We start from the raw sequence: 22,931 nt of genomic DNA, 5'->3' as shown, positions 1-22,931 counted from the left end.
GAGCGATACCTTGCCAAGGTATAGGTCGAGAGTTCGAGACTCTTCTGCCGCTCCAGATAAAAGGGAAAGCGCTCGTCGCTTTCCCTTTTTCGTATCGGGACGCCGATATAATCGACAGCCCAGCCCGGGTGGTGAAATTGGTAGACACAAGAGACTTAAAATCTCTCGGCTTATGGCCGTACGGGTTCGATTCCCGTCCCGGGCACCACGAAGCAATCCAAAGCATTCTGAGCAAGGCCTGTATACCAAGTATTTTCAAGGTGTCAGGCCTTTTTGTTGTCCTATTCATTCCAAATCATTCCATTGCAATCCGGGGGTATCTGGGGGTATAACTAGGGGTATATCGAATCCAACGGCAGGGAGATACCCCCAAATGGCCCTTTCAGATGCCGCGGTTAGAAATGCAAAGCCAGGCGAGAAGCCGGTGAAGCTTGCTGATGAAAAAGGGCTTTTTCTCTTAGTCACACCGGCCGGCGCGAAATACTGGCGCCAGAAGTATCGATTTGGTGGCAAGGAGAAACTGCTGTCCCATGGCGTCTATCCAGACATCAGTCTGAAGGAGGCTAGGGAGCGACGCGACGAGGCTCGCAAGCTGCTGGCGAATGGTGCTGACCCTGGCGAAAACCGCAAGGCTCAGAAAACGGCCCGGAATGAGCAAGTGGCCAACAGCTTTGAAGTCATTGCTCGGGAATGGCTTGAAAATCGTAAGGATTCCGTAACGCCTGGGCAGACTGACAAGACGCTAGCAATCTTCGACAACGACGTTTTCCCGTGGATGGGGAATACACCGATTGCTGAGGTCGATGCACCCTTGGTTCTCTCCGTCATCAAACGAATTGATCAACGCGGTGCGCGCTACACGGCCCATCGGGGAAAACAACGAATCTCTCAGGTGATGCGGTATGCGATCGCTACCGGCCGAGCGATGCGTGATCCCTGCCCGGACCTGAAAGGTGCTATTCCAGCCCCGCAATCCAGCAATTTCGCCAGCATCACAGAGCCGGATCAGGTCGCCGAAATGCTTCGGGCGTTTGACGCCTTCCGGGGTACATTCGTCGTGAAGTGTGCCCTCGAGATTGCCCCGCGGGTGTTCGTTCGGCCCGGTGAGCTAAGAAAAGCAGAGTGGGAAAAATTCGACCTGGACAAGGCCGAGTGGCGCTACTTGGTCACCAAGACGAAGACCGAGCACCTGGTACCGTTGGCGGATCAAGTTGTGGCAACGCTGCGAGAATTGCATGCTCTGACTGGACATGGCCGCTACGTTTTTCCAGGGCGCGACCCACAGAAACCCATGAGTGAGGCTGCTGTAAATGCCGCGTTGCGGCGCTTAGGCTTCGACACCCAAACGGAAATCACTGGGCACGGCTTCCGGGCGATGGCCCGGACGATCCTGCATGAAGAACTGCACGTAAAGCCGGAAGTAATTGAGCACCAGCTAGCCCACAAGGTGCCCGATGCGCTGGGCACTGCCTACAACCGCACAAAATTCCTCAAGGAGCGCAAAGCCATGATGCAGCAATGGGCGGACTACCTGGACAAGCTGAAGTCCGGGGCTGAAGTCATTTCGCTGCACGGAAATGCAGCATAGAAAGGGTGGCAGATGGACGATTCGTACAACGAAGCGATGGACCACTACAACGAGATCGAGGTGCACGAGATCGACGAATTGTGGTGTTTGTCTGAAGACTTCAGCATTATTGATGCAGCGGCCCTCATCGCCGGATACAACCCTGTCATGCTTCAGCGATGCCGAAACGACTCATATTTTGATCGGGTCTTCAGTCGATACCATGTAGCGATGGAAGGCCTCTCCAGTGCGGTATCCAATGGTCGAATCAAGGCCAATATCCGCTATTCCGCTCGAAAGTATGGGTACGTCGACCATATCGCGGACATTGATTCAGCAGAGTCGTCGTCATGGATCGTTGAGCATGGCACCACAAAGGCGGATGACGAAATACTGGCCAATGATCATTCGTGCTTCTTCAAGTCCTTCCCCGACTGGGGGCTGACAACCGTTACTCGTGACGACTTGAAAGCCTGGTTGGCAAGTCGTGGAGTTAGGGCGGGGTTCTTTTTCCCAGATGCTAAGCCGTCCGATGAACCAGATTTTCTCGACCCGAAAAATTCCCGCTACACCCGTAAGCTGGCTGCAACGGTAAGAGCGTGGCAAGCCGTAACCGATCCGGGAAAGAAGACGCCGAAGCAGGCTTTAGATAAATGGTTGCGTGAGCATGCCGCGGAGTTTGGACTGACTGACGATGACGGGAATCCGGTAACCACAGCCATGGAAGAGTGCAGTAAGGTTGCGAATTGGAGCACTGATGGGGGGGCACCAAAGACCTCTGGCTCATAACCTAACCACCCATTGATGGTTTCAGGTGAGTAGGTTTTCTGTAACCTGCCCACTTAAAAAATACTGGCTGGCGCCAAATAATCCGAACCGTTCCGATCTCGTCTTGATCGGTTTTTGATGGTTGGGATAGCAATGACCAAACAAATCAGAGAAGCGCTACTCATTATTCGGCGCAAAAGGCTTGAGGAGCTCACAGGCCTTTCACGTTCAACAATTTACGCTCGCATCAATCCTAAATCGCCTACCTACGATCCATCCTTTCCTAGGCCGATCGAGCTCGGCCAAGGAATGAAAAATCCCCCTGTTGGTTGGGTCGAATCTGAGGTAGACGCGTGGCTGCATGGGCAAGTCCAAAAAAGCCGCAATGCTGCTTGATTGGGCTCGCTATGCCGAACGCCAATTCATCGCGGCATTGCCGCATTGACCGCATGACCCCGTGCCTGTTCGAAAAGCAGGCAGGCCGCGCATCAGCGCCGCCGAAATCACCCGCCAGGGTGACCTTTGCTCCGCGCTGCTCCGGCACCGGGCGTGCAAGGGAGGGCCGCCAGGTCCGCCGGGATGACTTCCGACAAGGGATCATTCCGATGTACACCCCAGAAAAGGAAACGGCCCGTCCAGAACACGAACGGGCCGAGGAAAAAGCAGCAGAGGCGGGCAACCTCAAGGGCCATAGTACGACACCAGCCAGCAAGTTGTTCGCCGAAGCCGATTCGATTATTTCGACTTTCCCATCAATCATGACTCGGAAAGGTCGGCACAAAGCGGAACGCCTGGTTCTGTTCACTTTTCTGGCGGCGCTGGCTGCCGGTCGCCAAGAGATGGCGGTGTGACATGGCCAGGTCACGCAACATCAAGCCGTCCATCATGGAGAATGAAGACTTGGCCGAACTGCCGCCAGTTGCTCGCCTCCTGTTCGTGTATCTGTGGATGCTGGCAGATCGAGAAGGGCGACTTGAGGATCGTCCTAAGCGGATCGCCGGCCGGGCCCTGCCTTACGACCGAGAAGTCGACGTCGACGATCTGCTCAACCAGCTTGTCGGCGCGGGGTTCATCACCCGCTACACGGTTGGTGAAATGGCGCTCATTCAGATCATCAACTTCGCCAAACACCAGTCTCCTCACGTTCGTGAAACGGCTTCTGAACTGCCGGGGATAGAACAAGGCACAACCAAGGAAGTGACAAAGCACAACCTAGGCAGTGCCGAGGCATCGCCAAGATCGCCTGATTCCCTCTTCCCTCTTCCTGATTCCCTCTTACCGGGTTCCGATGCTGACGCATCGGTTGTCGCCAGCAATTCGCTGGCTCCGTGTCCTCAGCAAGAAATTCTTGGACTGTACGCAAACGAACTGCCCGACCTAGCCCAGCCTCGTGTCTGGAATGGGGCAAGGGAGAAGAATCTGCGGAATAGATGGGCATGGGTTCTTGCCGACCTTAAGAAAAAAGACAAGCCACACGACAAGACTGCAGGCCTGGTGTTCTTCCAGCGAATGTTTGCCTACATCGGAAAATCAGATTTGCTTATGGGGCGGTCTGGTAAGTGGTCTGCCAGCCTTCCATGGATCGTTGAGGCTGAAAACTTCGCCAAGATCATTGAGGGCAACTACGAGAACAGGGAGGCGGCATGAGTAGCCCCCTGTTTCACATCGAATCCGAGCAATCGGTTCTCGGCGGCCTGCTGATCGACCCGAAAGCATTTGACCACGTCGACCGGCTGCAGGAATCAGACTTTTACCGCGAAGACCACCGGTTGATATTCCGGCACATCGTGATGATGCTGGCAGAGCGACAGCCGGTCGACGTGGTCACCGTCGCCGAATCGCTGGTATCTGCTGGCGTTGATGAAGACAGCACCGGCCTTGCATACCTTGGCGAATTGGCGGCTAATACGCCATCGGCGACCAACATCCGGCGCTATGCCGCGGTGGTCAGTGAAAAGCGGGCGCTGCGCGACTTGCTGGCTGCATCGGCGCAGATTGCCGACATCGCCAACGCTGAGGGGTCAAAGCCAGCCGACCAGCGAATCGACGAAGCCCAGGCGGTTGTCTTCGCCTTGGCAGAACGCCGGATTGAAGGATCGGAAGACCCGGAGACCATCGGGGCATTGCTACCCAGCGTCATTGAGGACATCCAAGCCCGATACGATCGAGGCGGCGCCATCACCGGGCTATCAACCGGCTTCACTGACCTGGACGCGAAAACATGCGGACTTAACCCCGGCGATCTGGTGATTGTTGCCGGCCGCCCCAGTATGGGCAAAACAGCATTTGCGCTGAATGTGGCAGAGCACGTTGCCGTAAATGAGGACAAGCCGGCACTGGTTTTCTCGATGGAAATGGGGAAAAAGCAGCTTTCAGAACGCTCCATTGCCAGCATCGGGCGAGTGTCAATGAATGCCCTACGCTCCGGACAGATGTCCGATGACGAGTGGACGCGGATGTCATTTGCCCTCGGGAAGCTGTTCAATGCACCTCTGCTAATCGAAGATGCTCCGGCCCTGACGGTAACGCAGATGCGGTCCCGCGCTCGTCGTGCCGCGAAGAAGAACGGCCTTTCCTTGATCGTGGTCGACTACATCCAGCTAGCCAGTGGCGATAGCGCATCGATGAAGAACGGTAGCCGGGAGCAGGAGGTATCTAGCGTTAGCCGAGGCTTGAAGGCGCTCGCCAAGGAATTCAACTGCCCGGTCATTGCCTTGTCGCAGCTCAATCGAAAAGTTGACGATCGGCCAAACAAGCGGCCGCTGATGTCTGACCTTCGAGACTCGGGAGCCATTGAGCAAGACGCCGACCTTATCCTGATGATGTACCGGGACGAGTACTACAACCCTGATACACCGGACAAAGGCATCGCCGAAATTATCGTTGCCAAGCAGCGTATGGGCGAGACCGGAATTATCCCGGTGCTGTTCCGTGGCGAATTCAGCCGGTTTGAAAATCTGACCAGCGAAGCAAAGCGCGAATTGTTCGAGGCACGTAGGCTCGCGAAACCAATGGCACGCGGAACGAGAGGGTTTGATTGACTGCAGGAGCCCTTCGCCAGCCGGTTCCGGCTGACCAAGTTGCCGGGGTCGTAGGGCTTCCCCGCCGCAGACGCGGTCGTCCGTCTGGCTCAGATGGCCCGCTGGCGATGTGGTTGAAGCCACAGATTCGGCGATTCAAGACCCAGGGCGCGAGCTGCACGAATGTATTCCGCAGCCTGTCGGTAGTGGAGGGCGGTGATTCCCAGTCCTTCGCTGTGTCGCAGGAAACCGCAGATGCGTACTACCTAGAGCTAGGCGTCGATCTCTCCGGCATGGCTGTGACGCTCGTGAACTTCAAGAAAATTTGGCAGCGAGCGTAATTGCTGTCTCTTAAATGTCTTCGTCCTCGGGAAGATACCCAAAAGCGCGCAGGAAGTGCGCTGTTCAACTCAATGGAGCAGCCATGTCAGCACAAAAGCAAAAAAGCAGAAAGTTCGCCTTGGGCGGTGAAATCGGTACCGGCTCGGAGGTTGCGCGACTTGGGCCGACCATTGATCCCAACGGCAGCGATTTCGAGGCGATCAACGCCGAGAAGTCGGCGCGTTGGGCAGCAGAAGATGTCGCAGCAAAGGCGCGAATCACTGGTGTGTCTGCGTTGAATCCCCCGCTGGGTGGTTTGACCGTGAGCCCCTTCGGTTCTGCAACGGTATCAGCCGGCCAGGCCGAAACCGCAATTCAGCCCTCGTCGTTCCAGCAAGACACAGACGCTAGGCAAAGCCGGATAACGGCGTACGCTGACCGACTCAAAACGATGGAAGCCAACGGCCGCGCAAATAGCCTCATGGGGTCAAGCTCCACGATCACCCGGGGCTTTGCCGAGGGCGGGAAGATCGACCCGGACGAACTGATGCGGCAGATGTCGGCCAAGTACGGTACCCCCGCTGCCGGGCCGGTGCAACAGCCAGCCGCTCAGCAGCCGGCGCCGCAGCCACAGCCACAGCCACAGCCACAGCCACAGCAGAAGGCGCAGCAACTTCCCCAGAGCCTGACGCCCGGAATTTTCGGCGTCCTCAAGGGGCGCCAGCAGCAGATCGACAAAGCCGTTGGCTACGCGAATGGCAAGAGCCCCAAGGGCCGGCCGTCTGATGCGGCGATAGCATCTATGGGGCTTACTGTTGGCTTGGGCGGCAAGATCGAAGGACCGGGCACCCCGACCAGCGATTCCATCCCCGCCGCTATTCGCGAAACCGGCGAGCCGATCAAGGTTTCGACCGAAGAACGCATCTTGTCAAAATCGCAAGATTCCTTCTTGGAAGAGATTGCCCTGGCTTCTGGATTTGATTCCCTGAATGCCATGCTCGAGGCCGCTACCGGCCAGCCTGTCGGACCGACCATCAAAGCCGGCCGGCGCGCCGCAGCCACCGGTATGGAGCCTGAGCGCGAGCCCGAGCAGCAGCGACCGGCAGCATTAGATATTGACTCCAGTATTGCAAGCGCGCTCGCGGCACCGCCGACACTCGGTGGCGGATCCATTGCGCGTTCTGAACCTACCGGCGGCCCATTGTCGTCGGCTGCTGCGGCCTACCGACCGGAGTTGAACGGAATCACCTGGAACGCCAAGGGCTTCGATCCGACAAAGGAAAACATGGTCCCCGGTACTGGTGCAATCGCCATTACCAGCGGACCGAACGCGGGCAAGAACATTGCGGTTGGACAGCAGAACTACACGGCTGCCGACGGCTCGTCGACCAGCGATTGGAGCAAAACCGCCCAGTATGCTCAAGGCGTGGCGCAGGCTAAGAAAGATCGCGAAACGTTGGCTATGATGCAGCGCGATCGTCTCGAGCGCGACGCATACAGCGCCGAGATTACCGATCCGCGGTTGCAGATCAATGCCCGACAGCAATTGCACGATATCGACGCCAAGGCCAGCAAGGAAGGCGAGACCTATGGTCGCATGCTGGACAACCAGACCAAGCTGGCGAAATTGAACAGCGATGGCCAGATGTCTGGCCTTCAGTCACAGTATTTGGCCGAAACCGATCCGACCCGGCGTGAAGCACTTGCCGAGCGTATCCGTGGAGTTCAGGGCAAGGGCACCGCCCCGACGCCGGCCAACCTTCAGCACGTTGAAACCGAGCTCGGCACGATGGTTTTCAATCCGCGAACCGGGCGTATGACGCCGGCAGTAGCTGCTGACGGCCAACCGGTGGGCAGTGGCAAAGCGCTGACGGAATTTCAGGGGAAATCGACATCATTCGGCATGCGCGCAGATACTGCGAGCAAAGTGATTGATACGGTCGGGCAGGGCGGGAAGGTGCAGCCAAGTTTGATTAAGCGGGCAGCCGAGAGCATCCCTCTGATTGGCGAGGGCCTTGGCATGGCAGCCAATGGATTGCAATCGCCTGAACAGCAGCAGGTTGAGCAGGCACAACGCGATTTCGTGAATGCCGTGCTGCGCCAAGAATCTGGGGCGGCAGTCTCTGCCAGCGAATTCGACAATGCGAGGAAGCAGTATTTTCCTCAGCCGAACGATTCGCCCGAGGTCATCGCCCAGAAGCAACGCAACCGCGAGGCGGCAATCAATGGCTTCCGCATCTCGGCCGGCCCGGGGGCGAAGAACATCGGCGGCGCACCAGTACCCGCGTCAAAGCAGCCACAGGCGCAACAGCAGCCATCTGCCGCCCCCAAGATCGGAACCGTTGATTCCGGTCACGTCTATATCGGTGGTGACCCGGGCAATCCGGCAAGCTGGAAGGCGGTGCAATGATGGCCGGCCCCTGGGAGAAATACTCAGCGCTGCAGCCGGCGCAAGAAGCCGCACCAGCCCCGGCAGCAGATGGCCCTTGGTCGAAATACGCTGCGCCGGCAGCATCGGTACCGGCAGCACCTGAGACGAAGAGTGAGAGCAAGCCGTTAGCTGTTGCCGGCATTGTCAGCGCCATGCAGGGCCCGACCCTTGGTTTCTACGATGAGGCGGTCGGCGCTACCGGCGCGGTGGTGGAGGCGGTGGGTAATCTCACGCCATGGGGCACTGGGCGCAGCGTCGGCGAGGCTTACCGCCATCATCGTGACGCGGCGCGCGCTTCGGCAGATTCCTACATCAGCGAAAACCCGGTGCTCGGGCACGTTGAACGGGCGGTAGCATCCATCCCTGCCGCCTTAGTCGCTCCTGCTGGCCAGGTGGCGAAGACAGGTAGTTCAATGATCGGCCAAGCGGCGAAGGTTGGCGCGGGTTACGGCGCTGTTGCAGGCGCCGGAGATTCGAAGGCCCGCGACGCCATGGGCATCAGCAAGGATATTGCCGCTGGAGCCCTTGGCGGTGCTGTGCTTGGCCCGGTGGTCGCTGGTGGCGTAGGCGCTGCCGGTGCTGCTGCCAAGGGCTTGACCGGAATAGCCACCAAGGCTGCTGAGGGTACGCGCTTCGCCGATGCCGTCGCCAATCAAGGCATCATTCCGGCCGCCAGCCAATCGGCCAAGGCAGAAGCCGCGCAGAAAATTGCGCAGGCGATCGAGCGCGATGCCGGCGGCCGTGGTGTGCTGACCAATCCGATGGATGTGATTGCGGCCCGGCAGTCGAAGCTGGGGCCAGAGGCGACGATTGCCGATGCCGGCGGGCAGAACACCCGGCAACTGCTCGACACCCTGGCCACGCTCCCGGGCAAAACCAAGGATGTGGCCGAGCGACTGATTCACACCCGACAGGCCGGTCGTGCCGATCGTCTGATTGGCGCCGCCGAGTCTGGACTTGGTACGAACGGCGCCCGCTTACCGCAAACGTTGGAAGCGCTGGATTCTGCCCGCAAGGAGGCGGCTGGCCCGCTCTACGATCGCGTGCGTCAAACGACCTTGGCCGTTGATCCCGTCCTTGAATCATTGTTGGAACGTTCGTCGAATTCCTTCGGATTCGCAAAGCGAATTGCTGAGGCAAACGGTCAGAAATTCACCCTGCTGGAAGGGAGCCCCGGCGTTGATGCGCTGATGCGCCCCCAGCAAAAGGTTGCGCCGCTATCGCAGTTGGATACGCTCAAGCGCAGCCTATACGACCTTGAACAATCCCACGTCAACCCGGAAACCGGCAGGCTGAACGAACTTGGCAATGCCTATAAGGATCTCCGTCGCGATCTGGTTGCCAAAATCGACAGCATGACGGCCGACCAAAGCGGTGTCAGCTTTTACAAGCAAGCACGCGATGCCTATGCCGGGCTGACTGAGTTGCGCGCTGCTGCCAATCTCGGCAATCAGGCGATGTCGAAAGATGCCTGGAAGATCAGCCAAATGACCGACGGCATGTCGGATTCCGAGTTGCAGGCCTTCCGGATCGGCGCTTTCGAATCATTGCGCAAGAAGTTGGGGGTTGAATCTGGCCAAACCCAAGTCCTGAAAATGTGGCGCGATACCGCCACCGCCGAGAAGCTGCGCGAACTGTTCGGCGATCAAAAATCCTTCCGCCAGTTTGCCGCCGATGTGACGAAGGAAGCACGCCTAAAACGCCTGGAGTCGGTCGGCCGCGGGTCTCAAACGGCTTCCCGAGCAGCCGGTCTTGGCGATCTGGATATGTCGGTCGTGACTGAGGCCGGCAATGCTGCGCGATCGGCTGCCACGGGCAATGTTTCCGGGCTGGTCAACGCGGCTACCAAAGCCTGGAATCGCGTCGCAACGCCGGAGCCCGTCCGCGATGAAATGGGTCGGCTCCTGACCGCCAAGGGCGAGCAGGGCGCCAAGAATCTGACCGAGATTCGAGGCATTGTTCAACAAATCCTTGAAGAGCGGGCCAAACGTGCTGCCCAGGCCGGCGCGTTCTCGGGCTCCCAGCAGTAGGAGGCGCCATGGCTTACAAAGGTATTCTCAAACGGGAGCGTAGCGCCTGGGCGGCGATGATCAAGCGTTGCGTGAACCGGAGGTGCAAGGACTACCCGAGATACGGCGCGAAGGGGATAACGGTCTGCCCGCAATGGATAGAGAGTTTTGCCCAGTTCCTGAGCGACATGGGGCCTGCGCCGAGCATGACCTCATGGCTCGGCAGGCTGGACGTAACGGCAGGTTACTTCCCCGGGAATTGTTGCTGGACGACTCAAGCCGAGCAGAAGAGGCGTCGCGCCTACTGTCGGATGGTAACGATTGGCGGCCAGGTTATGACAGCAGCGGAGGCGGCGAGATTGCCCGGGCAGCCTTGCCGTAAGCAGGTGTTGCAGCGGCAGAAGAACGGCCTTCTGCTCGAAAACCCGCCTTCGGAACGGATGCACCCAAAGGCAAAGTGGATCACGCACAACGGGGAGTCTCTTCCGTTGTACGAGTGGGCGAGGCGCCTTGGTTTGAGCAGGCAGGCCCTGAGATATCGAATTCAGCGCGGTTGGCCGATCAAGCAGGCGTTAAGCCCTGAATTGAGGCGAGGCCACAGCCCTTCACTGAACACAACGGCTGCCCCCATCAGCCACCAGGCAGGCAAGGCTGCGCAGGCGGAAAAGCAATAACCCAACCCCGAAAGGAACAGAAATGACCTCACGTAGCACCTGGTATTGCCATCAATCCATCGCCGGTTCCGGCATCGCCATCATGGACGCACAAATTGCCTTTGAACTGCGCCCTGATCTTTGGGCCAGTCCGCAGGATTGCCGGATGACGTTTCGCAAGGCGCAGAGTGTCGCAGGCGTGAAGCGGGTGAATGCGACATTTGCAGGGGGCGGTCTTGGCACAGTCCTGGTTTTGGCTCGATCGCTGGACAATCTGGCTAAGCGCCTGGAATGGATCGTTGGCCTGTCGGTTGTGAACCTGACTTTAGCCGAGCCGGAAGTGGAGCCGGCCCCCCGGCAGGATCCAATGCGCCGGGAAGCAGATGCCAAGGAAGACGAACGCTTGGCACAAGTCCATAAACTGGCGAAGGAGGTACCGCCATCCCACGACTGCCAGCATCGCCGTGACATCTTGGCGGCACGGGCTGAGCTTGGGCTGTCGGTCGTCTGATGACTCCAAAGCAGGCCGCCTTCATTCAGCAGTACCTGGTCGACAAGAACGCGACTCAGGCGGCCATTCGCGCCGGTTACTCGGCAAAAACCGCGTCGTCTGCGGGTGAGCGCTTGTTGAGAAATGTTGAGGTTTGCGAGGCCATTGAGCGTGGGATGTCAGACCTTGCCGGCCGGCTGGGCATTACGGCCGAGCGGGTTCTGCTGGAGCGCTCCCGTTTAGCGTTCTTCGATGTCCGGAAGCTGTTCCGGGATGATGGCGGTCCGAAGCCGATCAACGAACTGGATGACGATACGGCTGCGGCGATTGCCGGCCTGGAGGTTGCCGAGATTTGGGAAGGCAGCGGCGAGGATCGGCATTTCGTTGGGTACCTGAAGAAGTACAAGCTGGCCAGCAAAGATCCGAGCCTTGCTGCGCTCGATAAGTACTTCGGATTGAACGAGAAGGCGATCCGGTTCCTGTTGCCCTCGATCGAGGTGCCGGCTGATTGTGCCAAGGCACAGGCCAGCATCATTCAGGCGGTTGCCGCTGGCAGCATTCTGCCCAGTGAGGCCGAGACGTTGGCCGGCCTGGTCGAGCAGCAACGGCGCAGCCTGGAGACCAGCGACATGGCCGAACGCCTGGCTACCGTCGAAGCGCTATTGAAGGAAAGGGGAAGGGCATGATCAGCGTATTGCATCGCCGACTGGCGAGACTTGAAGCAGCGTTGAAGCCGGCGCCCGAGCAGGGCTTTACGGTGCTGCTCGAACCGGATCTCGAAGCGCCAGGCGCCGAATGGCAGGCACATCGCCAGGCAATCAAGGCGGCCTGGTTGCGTGGTGATCGTGTCGGTGTTGTGCGCTCGCCTGACTGCGTCGACCAGGATCAGCCAGAGGCCGGCGTCGAATACTTCGAGACTGAGTTTCATGCTTGGCTGGCTGTGCTTGCCGGCCAGAGGTCTAAGCACGGCAAGGCGAACCGGCTGGCCGATGTCCTGGCTTCACTCCGCGGCAACGTGCTGGGTGTGGTCGCCGTTCCTTTTGATAGCGAGGATGCACCATGAACACAACCCTGAAACGCCGCCTTGAACGACTTGAGAGGCTTGCAGGCCGGAACAATGGCGCAGGATCAACCTCTACGCTCATCGAGCCGGCCGCGAACGCAAGTGAGGACCAATGGCACCAGTTCGCGATCCGCAAGGCAGAAGCCGAGGCAGCAGGCCGGGTGATCGTTGCAATCCGATCAGTTCCGCCCGTGCGGCCAATTGCCTACCTAGGGCGGGTGGTCATTGTTCCGCCCAAGATTCCGGCCGTGGTCGAAGTCAGAGCGATACTGGCGGAGGGGAATAGCTGTGCGCACTGATTCGATATCGCGCCGCCTTGCTACCCTTGAGGCCAAACTCTCGCCGAAAACATCACCTCATGAACTGCGCCTGTTGCAGTGCCCGACATTCATCGTGATGCTGGACGCCCACGGCGTTGCTGTTGAGGACTTCAAGCGCAAGGGGCTTGCCGCCCTGCCGCGTGACCTTCTGGGCGCCTTGGCCGAGCGTCTGAAGGTGGCGAATGCTGCCGGGTGATTCGGTTGCTGGCTGGCGCCTGAAAATACTGGCTCTACTGACTCGCCCCTGGAGTGACCATGGCTACCGTACAAACCGAACCAACCCGTGTAACTGTTGAGATGGTTTCCAGGGCGATTTCAGCCTCTGGCCTAAAGGAATTCTCAACCTTCGATATCGCCGAGAAAATGGGCGTTGCAGAGTACCCGGTGCGTGCTGCGATGTCCTGGCTGCTGAAGGGCAACGAGATCAGGAAATACCGGACCGTGAAGCGCTACACGGCGGCTGCCCATGAGTCCTATTGGGCGACAACCTATCAACTGGTGGAGAAGGGTGAGCCGGCTGATCTATCGGTGCTGAATCGGGCGTTTGGCTTTGCTTGATTCGCCTATCCCGTAGGAATAGAATGGGCTTTGGCTGCTGCCTGTTCTGGCGCCTCACGTAGCCTTCCCAATCCCCACTGTTTCAAATTCACGGAATGTCCGGCTGCGGTATGGCCAGGGCCGCGGTGTGCGCTGAAATCCTGGTCGACGACGACAAGGAGGCACCATGCCCGCGAAGAACGAAACCCCGCTGCTTTCCCCGAAGTTCGCCCTGGCGCTGCAGTTCGCGAACGAGATCCACGGCACCCAGCAACGCAAGGGCCTGGGGGCGCCATACATCAGCCACTTGATGGCCGTCAGTGCCTCAGTCCTCGAACATGGCGGCAACGAAACCGAAGCCATCGCGGCACTGCTGCATGATGCGGCCGAGGACTGCGGCGGCCGGCCGATGCTGGAAACGGTTCGCGTCATGTTCGGCGATGAAGTAGCTGAGATCGTTGATGCCTGTACCGACACGATGGAAGAGCCGAAACCTGCATGGCGGCCGCGCAAGGAAGCCTACGTCGCCCACCTGGCCGCTGCGTCGCCATCGGTGAAACTGGTTGCCGGTTGTGACAAGTTGCACAACCTGCAGACCACGCTCAGGGATCTGAGGGCAGGGCAGGCGGCAAATTACTGGTCACGCTTTACGGCTGGTGCTGATTCACAGGCCTGGTACTACAGGGCGTGTGGCGAGTCCTTGGCGGGCTCGCCAGTCGCTGCGGACTTCAATCGGGCCTATGGTGAATTCGTTGCCATCCTGAAAGCGCGTGGTGACCTTTGAACGTCAATGTGTCGGCTATAGTGGATGTTCGTTCCATCGGGTGCTCGCCTCCGGCAATTGTAGCCGGACTGCATGAGGCCTGAAGGGAGCGAAGCTGATCTTCAGTTCGCGAATGTCACCCATCACGTTGTCGTGCGCTTACTTCCGCCACAAATGAAAACCCCGCCTCGGGGGCGGGGCTATGTCATTCAGCGCAGAATCGGATTACGTCCTGCGCCGTGGCGTCGTATTTAAATCCAAGCTGCGGAATCCCGTTTCCGTCGATGATCATGAATTCACCATGATTCTCCAGCGGGTTAATCCTGCGTGACTTCATAGCCCGAAAGCCTTGAGATTTGGCCGTGCGACGAGCTCGCGCCTCGAGGGCATGCTTTGAAAATGAAATACAGTTCATGTGAGACTCCTTGGTAATGATGAAGGAGCCAGGGATACACAGTCATTTCGGCTGCACTGCTATCCCCTGGCGATTACCTCGCCTAACCTTTCCGCGACTCACGGCCGAAATGCGGCTTCATTGTAGGCGACGCTAGTTGAATTGAGAACCCCGCCGAAGCGGGGTATTGATCACTTTGCGATTTTCCTTTGATCCCGAAGTAGCCGCTTCTGGGTTGCCTTCATGGCCATTGTTAGCCGGCCGATAACGTCTTCCAGATGGTCGATGTTGAGCTTCAAATATGCTTCCAGGCTGTCTGGTTCGATTGAGTAGATCATGCCATCCATCTCGCCCAGTCGGGATCCTGAAAGCGCGCCGACGAGGCCGCGGTAGATGCCCTCGATCTCCTGTTGTGCCTTTTCGGCTTGGCTCCTGAAAACTACGATATCCATGATGCTTCCTTCACTGATGGTTTTGATGAATGCCAGTTATCCGGCAAAACCAGTTTCACTGAAGGAGTCAGGCAAAAAAAGGGTAGGAAGATGTCGGGCTGCGGCTTACAACCAGAAGTCGGCGGACGAAAAAAACCCGCCTTGAGGGCGGGATGGTGTCCTGAGGTTCAGGGGGCTATCCGTTCTCCGCAACCTCCATCGCGGCAACACAGCACATGATTAGGCGGCTGGCACCGTCTGCTGTTTCGGTGCTCATATCAGCTCCAAAATAGATTTCATTTTGCCTTCGATTAACAGGGCAAGCTGCCGAGCGGCCAGAATTGAATCCGTCGTTTCCTCGTCGGGAATGGTACTCAGCAGTGCATGGATGCCGGCCGCCATTGCGTTTGCATCGATTGCCTCGCAGCATGCTTCCTGAGCCCGTTCATGAATGGATGGAGGTTTCGTGCTCATGCATTCGCCTTTTGCATATGCCTCAACGCGGCGGAACACGTTTGCAGAATGAACGCCAGTCCGAGCCCCTGATCACCATCCGGCTCCACTGTTTGCTCGGCCATCACCAGATCAGCAAGCGCCGTTAATGCTGCCGAGACACGGAAGGTATCGCCGCTGCTGGTGATCATAGGGTTGATGGCTTCCTTCTCGTCCATGGTAATGCTCATATCTCGCCACCTTCTGAATCAGTAAATTTCAGCTCTAGTGCACGGACGGCCAACTGCAGTTCGCACAGCGTCACGATTGCATCATCGTCGTTCGGATAGGCGGCGATGATCCGGCCGGCTGATACCTGGCTGCACGTGGAAATCGCGGCATGGATGGCCCGTCGCTCGTCGGCTGATGCCTGGGCTACTCGATCCGCCTGGTTGAGCGATGCCGAGAGCAGGGCGCATTTCGCCTCAAGGGCTACGGTGCGTTCTAGCACCGGGCCGATGATTGCGCAGAAGCCGTCAAGGCGTTCGATGCTCTCTTTGGTGCGGTTCTCAGTGGCGAGGGTTGTGATGCCGTTCAGGGCATTGGCCAGCAGGCCGGCTGCGTCGTGGCCTTGCTCAATATTACGCAGAGCGACAAGCAACACCTCTGCGTCGTAGTTGCCGGCCTTATGGGATTCCTCGGTAGAAAGCAACTTCAGACGTCGGTCTGAGCGGGTGATGTGGGTGGTCATGCTGATGCTCCTTGACGTTGCCCCGTGTAATTGGTGGCTATTCTAGAAACTGACGGTGAAGCTACTAAGCGGATATGACTCGGCTTGCAATCGTTGCGAGTGAGGGTGTGGGCCGGGACAAAGAAGCGATGCCCCGCCGCCTTTGTCCAGATGACGTAGCCGTTTTGATATCGGCGCCGCTCGTCGTCACTGGTGATGTATGGGCCGTCATCAGAAATCACCGGGTACATTTGATAGCCATTGACGATGGTCGCTTCCTGGCCATATTCATCGGCGCCTCGGAAGTAGAGAACGCTGTCCCCGATCTGGAAGCAGGCAGATGCGGCGGCTTGACGCCGTTGCACTTCCGCCATGCCCGGGTCGTCCTGCAGGCCGTTCCGCGCCTCCTGCTTTAGGCTGGCAGTGATGTTTTTGGCAAGAGAGCCGTAGGCGACGGGCAGTCCGCGCGGAAGGTCGCGGTTCCGGTTCTGCGCTTTGGCGTCGTCGAGAATTTCGCGGGCAGTCTTGAGGCTGATCAAGTGGACGCCAGTTGCGCTGTTGATAGTGCGGTAAGCGTTCTTCTGGCGCAGCTCGGGAAAGACGCCTCGGCGCTCGAAGTCGCGTTCGATGACAGGGCTGATGCGGATGGTAACGAGAGGTTCTGCAGTCGTGTTCGTGGTTTCCATGTCGTGTCCTGAAGGTTTCCCTGTCCATATGGATCAGTGCGAGCATCGTATAAACTGCGATATGCGATGTCAAGCATATCTTAGGATGTGCGATACAGTGCTACCATCAGAGCACGAAAAACGAAGTGGGGGTATCGCTATGGCGTTGTCAAAGACACAGCAGGCATTGCGCCTGGTTTCAGATGGTGTGCCAATCAAGGTTGCGGCTGCACGGGCAGGCATTGCGGAAAGTACGCTACGCATGGCTATTGGGCGAACCAAGGACAAAGAGCAATGCCCGTGCTGCGGCCAGGTGGTCCGGGAAGGGTTCGAGGTTGACCGCAGTGTGCTGAAGGGGTGACCAATGCGCCGTAATATGGATGTGATCAGAGAAATCGTCTTGGCGGTCAGTGTGGCCTCTGAGCCGGTTAGCTCGGTAGATGGCATTTCAGAAGAAGACTTTGCCTCTCATGCTCAGTTGCTGGAGGAAGCCGGCCTGATTGGAGCGGCCATCTTGCCACCTGGCAAGCGGATTGCGACTGACGCTACGATTTTTCGACTCACCTGGGCAGGGCATGAATTTGCAGACTCGGTTCGAGATCCGAAAGTCTGGGCCAAGACAAAGCAGGCTGCAGCGGTTGGTGGTGGATTTACCATCGATCTGCTGAAAGACCTGGCCAAAGGGTTGATCAAAAAACAGGTCGAGGATCTGACAGGGGTAAAGCTCTAATGCTTGCCGAGAAGATCAACCGGGATGTGCTGAAAGAGAAATAGAGATGGCGACCATCGGTCAGTTTCTGTGCTTTGTGGGGCTTACGCTGCTTGGCATCGGCCTGAAATGGGGCATTGCCTGGGCACTCTTCGGAGGCTTTGTGGCTTTGCTTCTGCTGTGCGCGTTGCCAATTCTCCGCTTCTTTTTTGACAGCGTAGCTAAGTGACATGACCCGATCAGAACTTGTTGAGGCGCTGGCGAATAGGTTTCCCAAGTTGCTCAAGGCCGATGCCGACATGGCAGTAGGTGAAATTCTTGGAGCAATTAGCCAGACGCTGACGCTTGGCCATCGTGTCGAAGTCCGCGGCTTTGGTAGTTTCTCGCTGAACTATCGCCCACCCCGTATCGGAAGGAATCCAAAGACTGGTGATAAGGTCAGCGTTCCAGGAAAATGGTTGCCTCATTTCAAGGCGGGCAAGGAGCTACGGGAGTTGGTGGATCGGTAGCCGGCTCTGGCCGAATGTTAGGAGTATTCGACTAGCGACTATCCCGAAATATCAGGACGGCAATGTATCCGGCTACTGCAAAGCAGGGCGAGAGCGCAGCAATGGATTCGAACACGAGGTGTCCTTTCGGCTAATCAATGTTGATATTTTATAAGCATTTCTTTGTCCATTCGTATTGTGGAAAATCCGTATGACTGGCACGCCTCCTGCTCAGCAATACCGTCCAATCAGCTCGAGGTTCCCATGTCGATTAGCTCAGTCCTATCCACCGGCATGCAAAGCATGCAGGCCAGCACCAACCGCACAGCAATTGCCGGCAGTGCTCTGAACGCTGAAGACAGCGAATTCGCCAGGAAGATGGTTGCCATGCACCAGGGGGGAATAGATGCCAAGGCTGCGGCAAATGTGATCAAGACCGCGGATCAGATCCTGGGCACGATCATCGACATCCGAGGGTAGGGCGGCAATAGTTGCCTCTGTCATGGGAAAATTGGCCTGTTCTGATTTTTATGGAACGCATTTTGCTGTACTTGCCGACATCATGCGATGTGGTGAAATAGGCGGCAAAAAATGTGGGATACCGGCAAAGCATTCCAAGCGTTTCTAAATTCTTGCCGGGGAGACCTTCGGCGAATAGCCTGGAGTAGCCGGGGTGAGTATTCAGTCGATGATCTGTCCAGCGAGGCCTGGCTTATTTCAGACGAGATTGGGCGCAAACGCGGATTTGCGGTCGACTTGTCAAATGGCGACGATCGGCGATCCATTCTTGCTCGGCTCTATAACAAGCTGATTCGCTTCGCAGAAAAAAACGTTCGGTTTGCAGTCAGGCTCGACAAAGACTGGGATTCCGAGGACTCGGATTCTGCAGTCAATCGATTGGCCAGATTGCTTACCGCACCCGAGGATTTCGACCCACTGATCAGAATGCAGGCGGATGAGGATCAGCCCAGTGCTCTCCAGTTAATCAAGCACAGCTATTCGCAAGCGTCAGCGTATGTGATCCTGCTAGATCGGTTTGATTGGGAGCAGGAGATGTTGGCGGAATGCCTAAATCTTGCGGTCTCGGCTTTGCGACGGCGCATGATAGCGAGCGGTACTCACATGAAATACCAGCCTTCGTTATTCGACAGGATCCAGAGTGTCGAGCATGACTTTGTTCCGATGGTGGCTCGTAGCGCTACCCGTGGGAGCAACCCTGTCTCGATGGGGCAGCAGATCGGGTGGGAATTTTCATAAGGGTTGGCTGTGGAGCGACAGCCCTCAGATTTCTGCCTTGGGGTTGAATGAAGGCAACCCGGTTGAGCAGGGGTAACTGACCTACACAGATTTGCAATCCGTTGGATAACCGCTTTGCTGTCGGGCGCACGTGTATCGATCTGATGACTACCGGAATCACAATCCGGGACTCTGCCGGCTGAAGTCCTGAGAACTCGAACCATCATCCATATGCTCCCAAAGGAGATGCGATTGCTTGATGGCAAAGGGTAGGGTGATATGATTCGCGCCCTTATAAAAACAGGTGCCAGCAACGTTCGGATGGGGGTAACTTTGGGGGTAACTCGACAATGTGTTTTTTCGAAATCCCCTAACGGCAAGCTATTCCACGGCTTGTTCCGTTCCCGTCCCGGCACCAAGGTTAAACCCATGATTATCTATGATCTAAGCTGTGACAATGACCATCGCTTTGAAGGATGGTTTCGTAGCGCCGAGGAATTTGATGCACAGCAACAGTCTCGTCTCGTCACTTGCCCGCAATGCGAAAGTCACATCATTCGGCGCCTGCCGTCGGCCATAGCCATTTCATCGCATCGTGGCGAGTCTGGGGCTAAAAACAAGGCAGCGCCTCGTGCCAGCGCACCCGGTACCGCGGTGATGCCTGCAGGCTCGCAGGTGTTGTCGATGTACCGACAACTGGTGCAATCGATGATCAACAATAGCGAAGACGTCGGAAACTCGTTTGCCGAAGAGGCGCGCAAAATTCATTACAACCAGGCGCCCGAACGGCCGATACGGGGCGATGCCACCGACGAAGAGTGCGAAGAGTTGAGGGACGAGGGCATCCCGATTTTGCGTTTGCCGGCAACCAGCGAAGAGGATCTGAATTGATCCTTTTTTTGTTTTCATTAAATTTAACATAATACAAATTATGCGAAACCGAAGGGCATAAAAAAAACCGGCGAAATCGCCGACAATCCGCTGCATGTACATTCGATCACCTCACAAGAGCAAAAAGACGCCGTTGATTTAATTCGCTGGGTCTATGCCGTTACCGATATGCGGGCCGATAGCCCGCGCTTTAATTACTACGTTTCCCGCTGGGTTGTCCCGGAAAAGATCGCCGCCGCCAAGCTGGCCGGCACCTTCGACGAACTCACCAAGCACTGCCCACCGATTGACCCGGCATGGGTGCGACTTGTGCCCGCCGCCCTTGAGGCCTACCGGCAATTCATCGCCGAAACACGCCGCCCGCGAGAAACCCCGGCATCATCAAGCAAAAGCGGCAAGGCCCGCAATAAAGCGAGGCTTGCCGCCTGATCGTTTGTTTTTATCGGTCGATAGACGTTATTTATCTACTGCCTTCCCATCCGCGCCGGCAACCACTTGAACAGACCCCGGCGCAAATCGCTTCACTGCCGCGCCAGCCAGCCACAACAGCGCCTCTAATGCCAACCCAAGCACAAACCCCTTACCGAATGCCGCCGCCGCGACATACCCGACCACCCCATCCAGCGCCGGCACCGCGCCAAAGCGCAACGCTGCATAAACAAACGCCGCCGCCGCCAGTAATGCCGCCCGCAACGCCCACGACTGCCCCTTATCCGACGCCACCGCGCAGGCCACAGAAAAGCCGACCAGCGCCCAGACCAACCAAAAATTCCCCATAAAAAAGCCCTCCAATATCCAGAGGGCCATTCTATGTCAACGGCACGACACCGCAAGCGCCGCGCTATCCGATCACCGCATTCATATCCAGCGGAACATATTTCTGCCGGTTTCCCCACTTGGCGCGAAATCGTTCCTGAGCCTTGCGGTTTTGCAATCGCCGCCGGCTGGCCTTGGTATCGCCCTGAACCACCTGCTGATATTCCACCACCGACCTCGCCGCCAACTGATTGACCACCCGCACCGCCAGTTTTCGCCCGGTCACCGTCATATCCGAATCGGCCAGCTTGAGCAGTGAGTTCAACTCATAGGCCACCGATTCCACGTCACCGAGCGCCATGATTTCATCAACGCTGACCCCGACATCTTCTCCGACCCGCGTCATGATTTCGGCCTTGGCCCATGCCAGCAATCTGGTTTTGATCGCCTCAGGATCAAACGCTTGCCCATCGGACGGCAACACCCCTGCCGGGATACCTAAACGCTCCGTCAGGACGGCGCAGGCCGTGCGCTGCAAATCTTCCTTGAGTATTGCCACGTTTGACACTGAGCGAATCGTATAACCCGATTTTGCCGACACCAACGACGCCGCCCACGTATCCAAATCTTCCTTAATCAACACCTGATCGCGCAAACTCCGTAAAGGTATCCCGGTACGCTGAAACACGGCATTCGCCAAACTGGCATCTGATAACGGGTTTTCCGCATCCAAGGTCACCCCAGCCCGCTCTGCCGCCTCCTTAACGATTGCGTCATTGATCTCCTTTTTGACATCCGCTGTAAAAACCTTTTCCGCAAACATGCTAATGGCGGCCCATTCCAACCACCCCATAGCCTTAATTCGCGCCACGAGTTGCATAATGATTTTCAAATACATACAAGCCCTTTTATCTCTACCATCAACACACCAAAAAATATAAAAATTATTGCCTATTTTGTATTTTTACGGCACTTTCCCGGCCCGGCCCGGCCAAAACTCGGGATTACACCTAAGAAAAATTGAATTTTTTCGGTCTTTCATCGGCATGAGCATGAAAAAAACTCAAATAATTGTTTGCGCTGATTAGGGGTAATCTCCGGTTTGCCCGGCAGGCAAATTAACCTCTGCAACAAAGGCTTTATCAAACCGAACACTGACCTTTCGCCGCTTTTTAAATGGCTTTGGTTGCGGCGGAATCTGAAAACCATATCTGGCGAACTCATGGGCACGCTCCCCGTAGATTTCCCACCACTCCCGCGAGGTCATCCACGACACTTCTGCCACATATTCGCCGCCCGGTATGTATTGGCCTACCTTCATATACACCCAGTCCCGACGCGGAAAACCGAGCCTAAAAGCCTCCACCGGGGCATTAGCCAAATCCGTCAACGTATCGCTTAATTTTGGTGGAACCCGCTTTTCAATCGCTGACCATGTGCCCACCGTCGCATAAACCGACTTATCGTCAAGCGGCCCCCCGCCAAAGAAGTACCCTTGCGGCAATACGTCCGTCACCTCCAACAATTCCGCATCTGGCCCATACCGCCTACCACGAACAACGACAAACCCCCCCATACCGTTAGTGACTACATTTCGAAACATCATCACTTCCCGCTTCGTTTTCAACTCTCCGCCGACAAAAACACTATGCACACCGATGTTCTGCACCACCACCCCGAAGAACCCCTCACGACCCGGCGCATAAACCCCAGCCCCGTTATCAGCCCCCGGCCCAGGACTTAGATACCCGAGTGCGTTGGCGTCATTTGTTGAACCAAAGCTAATCCAACCAAGACGCTGAACCGCCCCCAACTCATATGGCAACGCTCCGCCCCGGTAGTTTCCGTCCAGATGCTCCAACTCTTGCCGACGCTCAACCAATTCGGCCCGACTCACCAACTCGCCTTGATCGCCTATCGGGTAAAGCAGGCCGTGCGGCACCAGATTAGAATCCGGCGCTGTTAGATAAGGTGCCTCGAAGGCCGCGAAGCCGGTAATTTCCAGCCCGCCCGGCCGCGTCGTCGCCAATGCCATTTGACGGACCATGGACAAATAGACATGCCCCGCCTTGTGCCGCGCCATGCGCCGCCGCTTGGCCGGCGTGATTTCTTCCCCCGGCCCCATCTTGAAATAGCGGCGGATTTCGTAATCCATCAACGAGACTTCCAACGCATCACGAATCACCCGGCGCATCGCGTGCGTGCTCGCCCAGCGATTGCCGCCCTCCCCCGGCGGTGGATATGCCATCTCAGCCCC

At 57.3% G+C, this 22,931-nt stretch carries 33 protein-coding genes and 1 tRNA gene; 25 read left to right on the top strand and 9 right to left on the bottom strand.

Going from position 1 to position 22,931, the window contains the following annotated elements:
• The first annotated feature begins 122 nt into the window (after positions 1-122).
• From AT959_RS14945 to AT959_RS14865, 18 genes are all read left to right on the top strand, one after another.
• Positions 123-208 (top strand) — tRNA-Leu (locus tag AT959_RS14945).
• A 165-nt stretch (positions 209-373) separates the two neighbouring features.
• Positions 374-1,588 carry a tyrosine-type recombinase/integrase gene (locus AT959_RS14940; protein ID WP_066884568.1) on the top strand — a complete coding sequence of 405 codons (1,215 nt, stop codon included), beginning with the start codon at positions 374-376 and terminating at the stop codon, positions 1,586-1,588.
• Between the two features lie 12 nt (positions 1,589-1,600).
• Positions 1,601-2,356, top strand: a complete 756-nt coding sequence (locus AT959_RS14935; RefSeq protein ID WP_066884565.1) for a hypothetical protein — start codon at positions 1,601-1,603, stop codon at positions 2,354-2,356.
• Between the two features lie 132 nt (positions 2,357-2,488).
• The gene (locus AT959_RS20660) at positions 2,489-2,731 is read left to right on the top strand and encodes a helix-turn-helix transcriptional regulator (protein WP_083518482.1); all 243 of its coding nucleotides are present in this window, start codon (positions 2,489-2,491) and stop codon (positions 2,729-2,731) included.
• 11 nt (positions 2,732-2,742) lie between these two features.
• A complete protein-coding gene (locus tag AT959_RS21255) occupies positions 2,743-3,186 on the top strand; it encodes a hypothetical protein (protein ID WP_157651335.1) in 444 nt (147 codons plus the stop codon).
• Positions 3,187-3,220: 34 nt separating this feature from the next.
• Entirely contained in the window at positions 3,221-3,982 is a 762-nt protein-coding gene (locus tag AT959_RS21400) for a hypothetical protein (RefSeq protein ID WP_205629939.1), read from the top strand.
• The gene (gene dnaB, locus AT959_RS14920; RefSeq protein WP_083518448.1) at positions 3,979-5,376 is read left to right on the top strand and encodes a replicative DNA helicase; all 1,398 of its coding nucleotides are present in this window, start codon (positions 3,979-3,981) and stop codon (positions 5,374-5,376) included. Before AT959_RS21400 ends, dnaB begins: the two co-directional genes overlap by 4 nt.
• A gap of 113 nt (positions 5,377-5,489) precedes the next feature.
• Positions 5,490-5,696 carry a hypothetical protein gene (locus tag AT959_RS14915; RefSeq protein WP_157651334.1) on the top strand — a complete coding sequence of 69 codons (207 nt, stop codon included), beginning with the start codon at positions 5,490-5,492 and terminating at the stop codon, positions 5,694-5,696.
• Between the two features lie 83 nt (positions 5,697-5,779).
• On the top strand, positions 5,780-8,086 hold the full coding sequence (locus AT959_RS14910; RefSeq protein WP_066884557.1) for a hypothetical protein: 2,307 nt from the start codon (positions 5,780-5,782) through the stop codon (positions 8,084-8,086).
• Positions 8,083-10,137, top strand: a complete 2,055-nt coding sequence (locus tag AT959_RS14905; RefSeq protein ID WP_157651333.1) for a hypothetical protein — start codon at positions 8,083-8,085, stop codon at positions 10,135-10,137. The genes AT959_RS14910 and AT959_RS14905 overlap by 4 nt, the downstream gene beginning before the upstream one ends.
• An 8-nt stretch (positions 10,138-10,145) precedes the next feature.
• On the top strand, positions 10,146-10,790 hold the full coding sequence (locus AT959_RS14900; protein WP_066884553.1) for a hypothetical protein: 645 nt from the start codon (positions 10,146-10,148) through the stop codon (positions 10,788-10,790).
• A gap of 22 nt (positions 10,791-10,812) precedes the next feature.
• Positions 10,813-11,280, top strand: a complete 468-nt coding sequence (locus AT959_RS14895) for a hypothetical protein (RefSeq protein WP_066884551.1) — start codon at positions 10,813-10,815, stop codon at positions 11,278-11,280.
• Positions 11,280-11,945, top strand: a complete 666-nt coding sequence (locus AT959_RS14890) for a terminase small subunit (RefSeq protein WP_066884549.1) — start codon at positions 11,280-11,282, stop codon at positions 11,943-11,945. The genes AT959_RS14895 and AT959_RS14890 overlap by 1 nt, the downstream gene beginning before the upstream one ends.
• Positions 11,942-12,322 carry a hypothetical protein gene (locus tag AT959_RS14885; protein WP_157651332.1) on the top strand — a complete coding sequence of 127 codons (381 nt, stop codon included), beginning with the start codon at positions 11,942-11,944 and terminating at the stop codon, positions 12,320-12,322. The genes AT959_RS14890 and AT959_RS14885 overlap by 4 nt, the downstream gene beginning before the upstream one ends.
• The gene (locus AT959_RS14880; protein WP_066884543.1) at positions 12,319-12,621 is read left to right on the top strand and encodes a hypothetical protein; all 303 of its coding nucleotides are present in this window, start codon (positions 12,319-12,321) and stop codon (positions 12,619-12,621) included. The genes AT959_RS14885 and AT959_RS14880 overlap by 4 nt, the downstream gene beginning before the upstream one ends.
• Entirely contained in the window at positions 12,611-12,838 is a 228-nt protein-coding gene (locus tag AT959_RS14875; RefSeq protein WP_066884541.1) for a hypothetical protein, read from the top strand. Before AT959_RS14880 ends, AT959_RS14875 begins: the two co-directional genes overlap by 11 nt.
• A gap of 59 nt (positions 12,839-12,897) precedes the next feature.
• A complete protein-coding gene (locus AT959_RS14870; protein ID WP_066884539.1) occupies positions 12,898-13,200 on the top strand; it encodes a hypothetical protein in 303 nt (100 codons plus the stop codon).
• Between the two features lie 166 nt (positions 13,201-13,366).
• Positions 13,367-13,963, top strand: coding sequence for an HD domain-containing protein (locus AT959_RS14865; RefSeq protein ID WP_205629938.1), 597 nt, complete (start codon positions 13,367-13,369; stop codon positions 13,961-13,963).
• A gap of 184 nt (positions 13,964-14,147) precedes the next feature.
• Here AT959_RS14865 and AT959_RS21250 read toward each other — a convergent pair whose 3' ends face one another.
• The 6 genes from AT959_RS21250 to AT959_RS14845 form a co-directional block, all read right to left on the bottom strand.
• The gene (locus tag AT959_RS21250) at positions 14,148-14,357 is read right to left on the bottom strand and encodes a hypothetical protein (protein WP_157651331.1); all 210 of its coding nucleotides are present in this window, start codon (positions 14,355-14,357) and stop codon (positions 14,148-14,150) included.
• 170 nt (positions 14,358-14,527) lie between these two features.
• Positions 14,528-14,788, bottom strand: a complete 261-nt coding sequence (locus AT959_RS14860; RefSeq protein WP_066884537.1) for a hypothetical protein — start codon at positions 14,786-14,788, stop codon at positions 14,528-14,530.
• Between the two features lie 252 nt (positions 14,789-15,040).
• Positions 15,041-15,241, bottom strand: coding sequence for a hypothetical protein (locus AT959_RS21245; RefSeq protein WP_157651330.1), 201 nt, complete (start codon positions 15,239-15,241; stop codon positions 15,041-15,043).
• Positions 15,238-15,438 (bottom strand): hypothetical protein, encoded by a 201-nt coding sequence (locus AT959_RS14855; RefSeq protein ID WP_157651329.1) that lies wholly within the window; start codon positions 15,436-15,438, stop codon positions 15,238-15,240. Before AT959_RS14855 ends, AT959_RS21245 begins: the two co-directional genes overlap by 4 nt.
• A gap of 8 nt (positions 15,439-15,446) precedes the next feature.
• Positions 15,447-15,950: a hypothetical protein gene (locus tag AT959_RS14850; RefSeq protein ID WP_066884533.1), complete on the bottom strand. Its 504-nt coding sequence runs from the start codon at positions 15,948-15,950 to the stop codon at positions 15,447-15,449.
• Positions 15,947-16,615, bottom strand: a complete 669-nt coding sequence (locus AT959_RS14845) for a hypothetical protein (protein WP_066884530.1) — start codon at positions 16,613-16,615, stop codon at positions 15,947-15,949. The genes AT959_RS14850 and AT959_RS14845 overlap by 4 nt, the downstream gene beginning before the upstream one ends.
• Positions 16,616-16,958: 343 nt before the next feature.
• On the opposite strand from AT959_RS14845, the gene AT959_RS14840 reads away from it, so the two are divergent.
• The 7 genes from AT959_RS14840 to AT959_RS14820 all read left to right on the top strand — a co-directional run bounded on the left by AT959_RS14840 (position 16,959) and on the right by AT959_RS14820 (position 20,347).
• Positions 16,959-17,324, top strand: coding sequence for a DUF2513 domain-containing protein (locus tag AT959_RS14840; protein WP_083518447.1), 366 nt, complete (start codon positions 16,959-16,961; stop codon positions 17,322-17,324).
• A 46-nt stretch (positions 17,325-17,370) separates the two neighbouring features.
• Positions 17,371-17,532: a hypothetical protein gene (locus tag AT959_RS21240; protein WP_157651328.1), complete on the top strand. Its 162-nt coding sequence runs from the start codon at positions 17,371-17,373 to the stop codon at positions 17,530-17,532.
• Position 17,533: 1 nt separating this feature from the next.
• Positions 17,534-17,812: an integration host factor subunit beta gene (locus AT959_RS20650; RefSeq protein ID WP_083518446.1), complete on the top strand. Its 279-nt coding sequence runs from the start codon at positions 17,534-17,536 to the stop codon at positions 17,810-17,812.
• Positions 17,813-17,974: 162 nt separating this feature from the next.
• Positions 17,975-18,271 (top strand): hypothetical protein, encoded by a 297-nt coding sequence (locus tag AT959_RS14835; protein ID WP_157651327.1) that lies wholly within the window; start codon positions 17,975-17,977, stop codon positions 18,269-18,271.
• 111 nt (positions 18,272-18,382) lie between these two features.
• Entirely contained in the window at positions 18,383-19,048 is a 666-nt protein-coding gene (locus AT959_RS14830) for a hypothetical protein (RefSeq protein WP_066884523.1), read from the top strand.
• A gap of 258 nt (positions 19,049-19,306) precedes the next feature.
• Entirely contained in the window at positions 19,307-19,918 is a 612-nt protein-coding gene (locus AT959_RS20645; protein ID WP_083518445.1) for a DUF1178 family protein, read from the top strand.
• Between the two features lie 168 nt (positions 19,919-20,086).
• Positions 20,087-20,347 carry a hypothetical protein gene (locus AT959_RS14820; RefSeq protein ID WP_066884520.1) on the top strand — a complete coding sequence of 87 codons (261 nt, stop codon included), beginning with the start codon at positions 20,087-20,089 and terminating at the stop codon, positions 20,345-20,347.
• A gap of 27 nt (positions 20,348-20,374) precedes the next feature.
• Here AT959_RS14820 and AT959_RS14815 read toward each other — a convergent pair whose 3' ends face one another.
• The 3 genes from AT959_RS14815 to AT959_RS14805 form a co-directional block, all read right to left on the bottom strand.
• On the bottom strand, positions 20,375-20,725 hold the full coding sequence (locus AT959_RS14815; protein ID WP_066884516.1) for a hypothetical protein: 351 nt from the start codon (positions 20,723-20,725) through the stop codon (positions 20,375-20,377).
• Between the two features lie 34 nt (positions 20,726-20,759).
• Positions 20,760-21,572 carry a hypothetical protein gene (locus AT959_RS14810; RefSeq protein ID WP_157651326.1) on the bottom strand — a complete coding sequence of 271 codons (813 nt, stop codon included), beginning with the start codon at positions 21,570-21,572 and terminating at the stop codon, positions 20,760-20,762.
• Between the two features lie 186 nt (positions 21,573-21,758).
• A partial coding sequence (locus AT959_RS14805) for a hypothetical protein (RefSeq protein ID WP_205629937.1) occupies positions 21,759-22,931 on the bottom strand: 1,173 nt, incomplete at its 5' end.

Source organism: Dechloromonas denitrificans (assembly GCF_001551835.1).
GTDB lineage: Bacteria > Pseudomonadota > Gammaproteobacteria > Burkholderiales > Rhodocyclaceae > Azonexus > Azonexus denitrificans.
The sequence above is the reverse complement of the archived record's forward strand: the minus strand, read 5'-3'. Positions and strand labels throughout refer to the sequence as shown.

What these genes read in the sequence shown, in the direction of transcription:
- AT959_RS14940 (WP_066884568.1), top strand. Translation starts at nt 374, where the DNA reads ATGGCCCTTTCAGATGCCGCGGTTAGAAATGCAAAGCCAGGCGAGAAG.
- AT959_RS14935 (WP_066884565.1), top strand. Translation starts at nt 1,601, where the DNA reads ATGGACGATTCGTACAACGAAGCGATGGACCACTACAACGAGATCGAG.
- AT959_RS20660 (WP_083518482.1), top strand. Translation starts at nt 2,489, where the DNA reads ATGACCAAACAAATCAGAGAAGCGCTACTCATTATTCGGCGCAAAAGG.
- AT959_RS21255 (WP_157651335.1), top strand. Translation starts at nt 2,743, where the DNA reads ATGCCGAACGCCAATTCATCGCGGCATTGCCGCATTGACCGCATGACC.
- AT959_RS21400 (WP_205629939.1), top strand. Translation starts at nt 3,221, where the DNA reads ATGGAGAATGAAGACTTGGCCGAACTGCCGCCAGTTGCTCGCCTCCTG.
- dnaB (WP_083518448.1), top strand. Translation starts at nt 3,979, where the DNA reads ATGAGTAGCCCCCTGTTTCACATCGAATCCGAGCAATCGGTTCTCGGC.
- AT959_RS14910 (WP_066884557.1), top strand. Translation starts at nt 5,780, where the DNA reads ATGTCAGCACAAAAGCAAAAAAGCAGAAAGTTCGCCTTGGGCGGTGAA.
- AT959_RS14905 (WP_157651333.1), top strand. Translation starts at nt 8,083, where the DNA reads ATGATGGCCGGCCCCTGGGAGAAATACTCAGCGCTGCAGCCGGCGCAA.
- AT959_RS14900 (WP_066884553.1), top strand. Translation starts at nt 10,146, where the DNA reads ATGGCTTACAAAGGTATTCTCAAACGGGAGCGTAGCGCCTGGGCGGCG.
- AT959_RS14895 (WP_066884551.1), top strand. Translation starts at nt 10,813, where the DNA reads ATGACCTCACGTAGCACCTGGTATTGCCATCAATCCATCGCCGGTTCC.
- AT959_RS14890 (WP_066884549.1), top strand. Translation starts at nt 11,280, where the DNA reads ATGACTCCAAAGCAGGCCGCCTTCATTCAGCAGTACCTGGTCGACAAG.
- AT959_RS14885 (WP_157651332.1), top strand. Translation starts at nt 11,942, where the DNA reads ATGATCAGCGTATTGCATCGCCGACTGGCGAGACTTGAAGCAGCGTTG.
- AT959_RS14880 (WP_066884543.1), top strand. Translation starts at nt 12,319, where the DNA reads ATGAACACAACCCTGAAACGCCGCCTTGAACGACTTGAGAGGCTTGCA.
- AT959_RS14870 (WP_066884539.1), top strand. Translation starts at nt 12,898, where the DNA reads ATGGCTACCGTACAAACCGAACCAACCCGTGTAACTGTTGAGATGGTT.
- AT959_RS14865 (WP_205629938.1), top strand. Translation starts at nt 13,367, where the DNA reads ATGCCCGCGAAGAACGAAACCCCGCTGCTTTCCCCGAAGTTCGCCCTG.
- AT959_RS21250 (WP_157651331.1), bottom strand. Translation starts at nt 14,357, where the DNA reads ATGAACTGTATTTCATTTTCAAAGCATGCCCTCGAGGCGCGAGCTCGT.
- AT959_RS14860 (WP_066884537.1), bottom strand. Translation starts at nt 14,788, where the DNA reads ATGGATATCGTAGTTTTCAGGAGCCAAGCCGAAAAGGCACAACAGGAG.
- AT959_RS21245 (WP_157651330.1), bottom strand. Translation starts at nt 15,241, where the DNA reads ATGAGCACGAAACCTCCATCCATTCATGAACGGGCTCAGGAAGCATGC.
- AT959_RS14855 (WP_157651329.1), bottom strand. Translation starts at nt 15,438, where the DNA reads ATGGACGAGAAGGAAGCCATCAACCCTATGATCACCAGCAGCGGCGAT.
- AT959_RS14850 (WP_066884533.1), bottom strand. Translation starts at nt 15,950, where the DNA reads ATGACCACCCACATCACCCGCTCAGACCGACGTCTGAAGTTGCTTTCT.
- AT959_RS14845 (WP_066884530.1), bottom strand. Translation starts at nt 16,615, where the DNA reads ATGGAAACCACGAACACGACTGCAGAACCTCTCGTTACCATCCGCATC.
- AT959_RS14840 (WP_083518447.1), top strand. Translation starts at nt 16,959, where the DNA reads ATGCGCCGTAATATGGATGTGATCAGAGAAATCGTCTTGGCGGTCAGT.
- AT959_RS21240 (WP_157651328.1), top strand. Translation starts at nt 17,371, where the DNA reads ATGGCGACCATCGGTCAGTTTCTGTGCTTTGTGGGGCTTACGCTGCTT.
- AT959_RS20650 (WP_083518446.1), top strand. Translation starts at nt 17,534, where the DNA reads ATGACCCGATCAGAACTTGTTGAGGCGCTGGCGAATAGGTTTCCCAAG.
- AT959_RS14830 (WP_066884523.1), top strand. Translation starts at nt 18,383, where the DNA reads ATGTGGGATACCGGCAAAGCATTCCAAGCGTTTCTAAATTCTTGCCGG.
- AT959_RS20645 (WP_083518445.1), top strand. Translation starts at nt 19,307, where the DNA reads ATGATTCGCGCCCTTATAAAAACAGGTGCCAGCAACGTTCGGATGGGG.
- AT959_RS14820 (WP_066884520.1), top strand. Translation starts at nt 20,087, where the DNA reads ATGCGGGCCGATAGCCCGCGCTTTAATTACTACGTTTCCCGCTGGGTT.
- AT959_RS14815 (WP_066884516.1), bottom strand. Translation starts at nt 20,725, where the DNA reads ATGGCCCTCTGGATATTGGAGGGCTTTTTTATGGGGAATTTTTGGTTG.
- AT959_RS14810 (WP_157651326.1), bottom strand. Translation starts at nt 21,572, where the DNA reads ATGTATTTGAAAATCATTATGCAACTCGTGGCGCGAATTAAGGCTATG.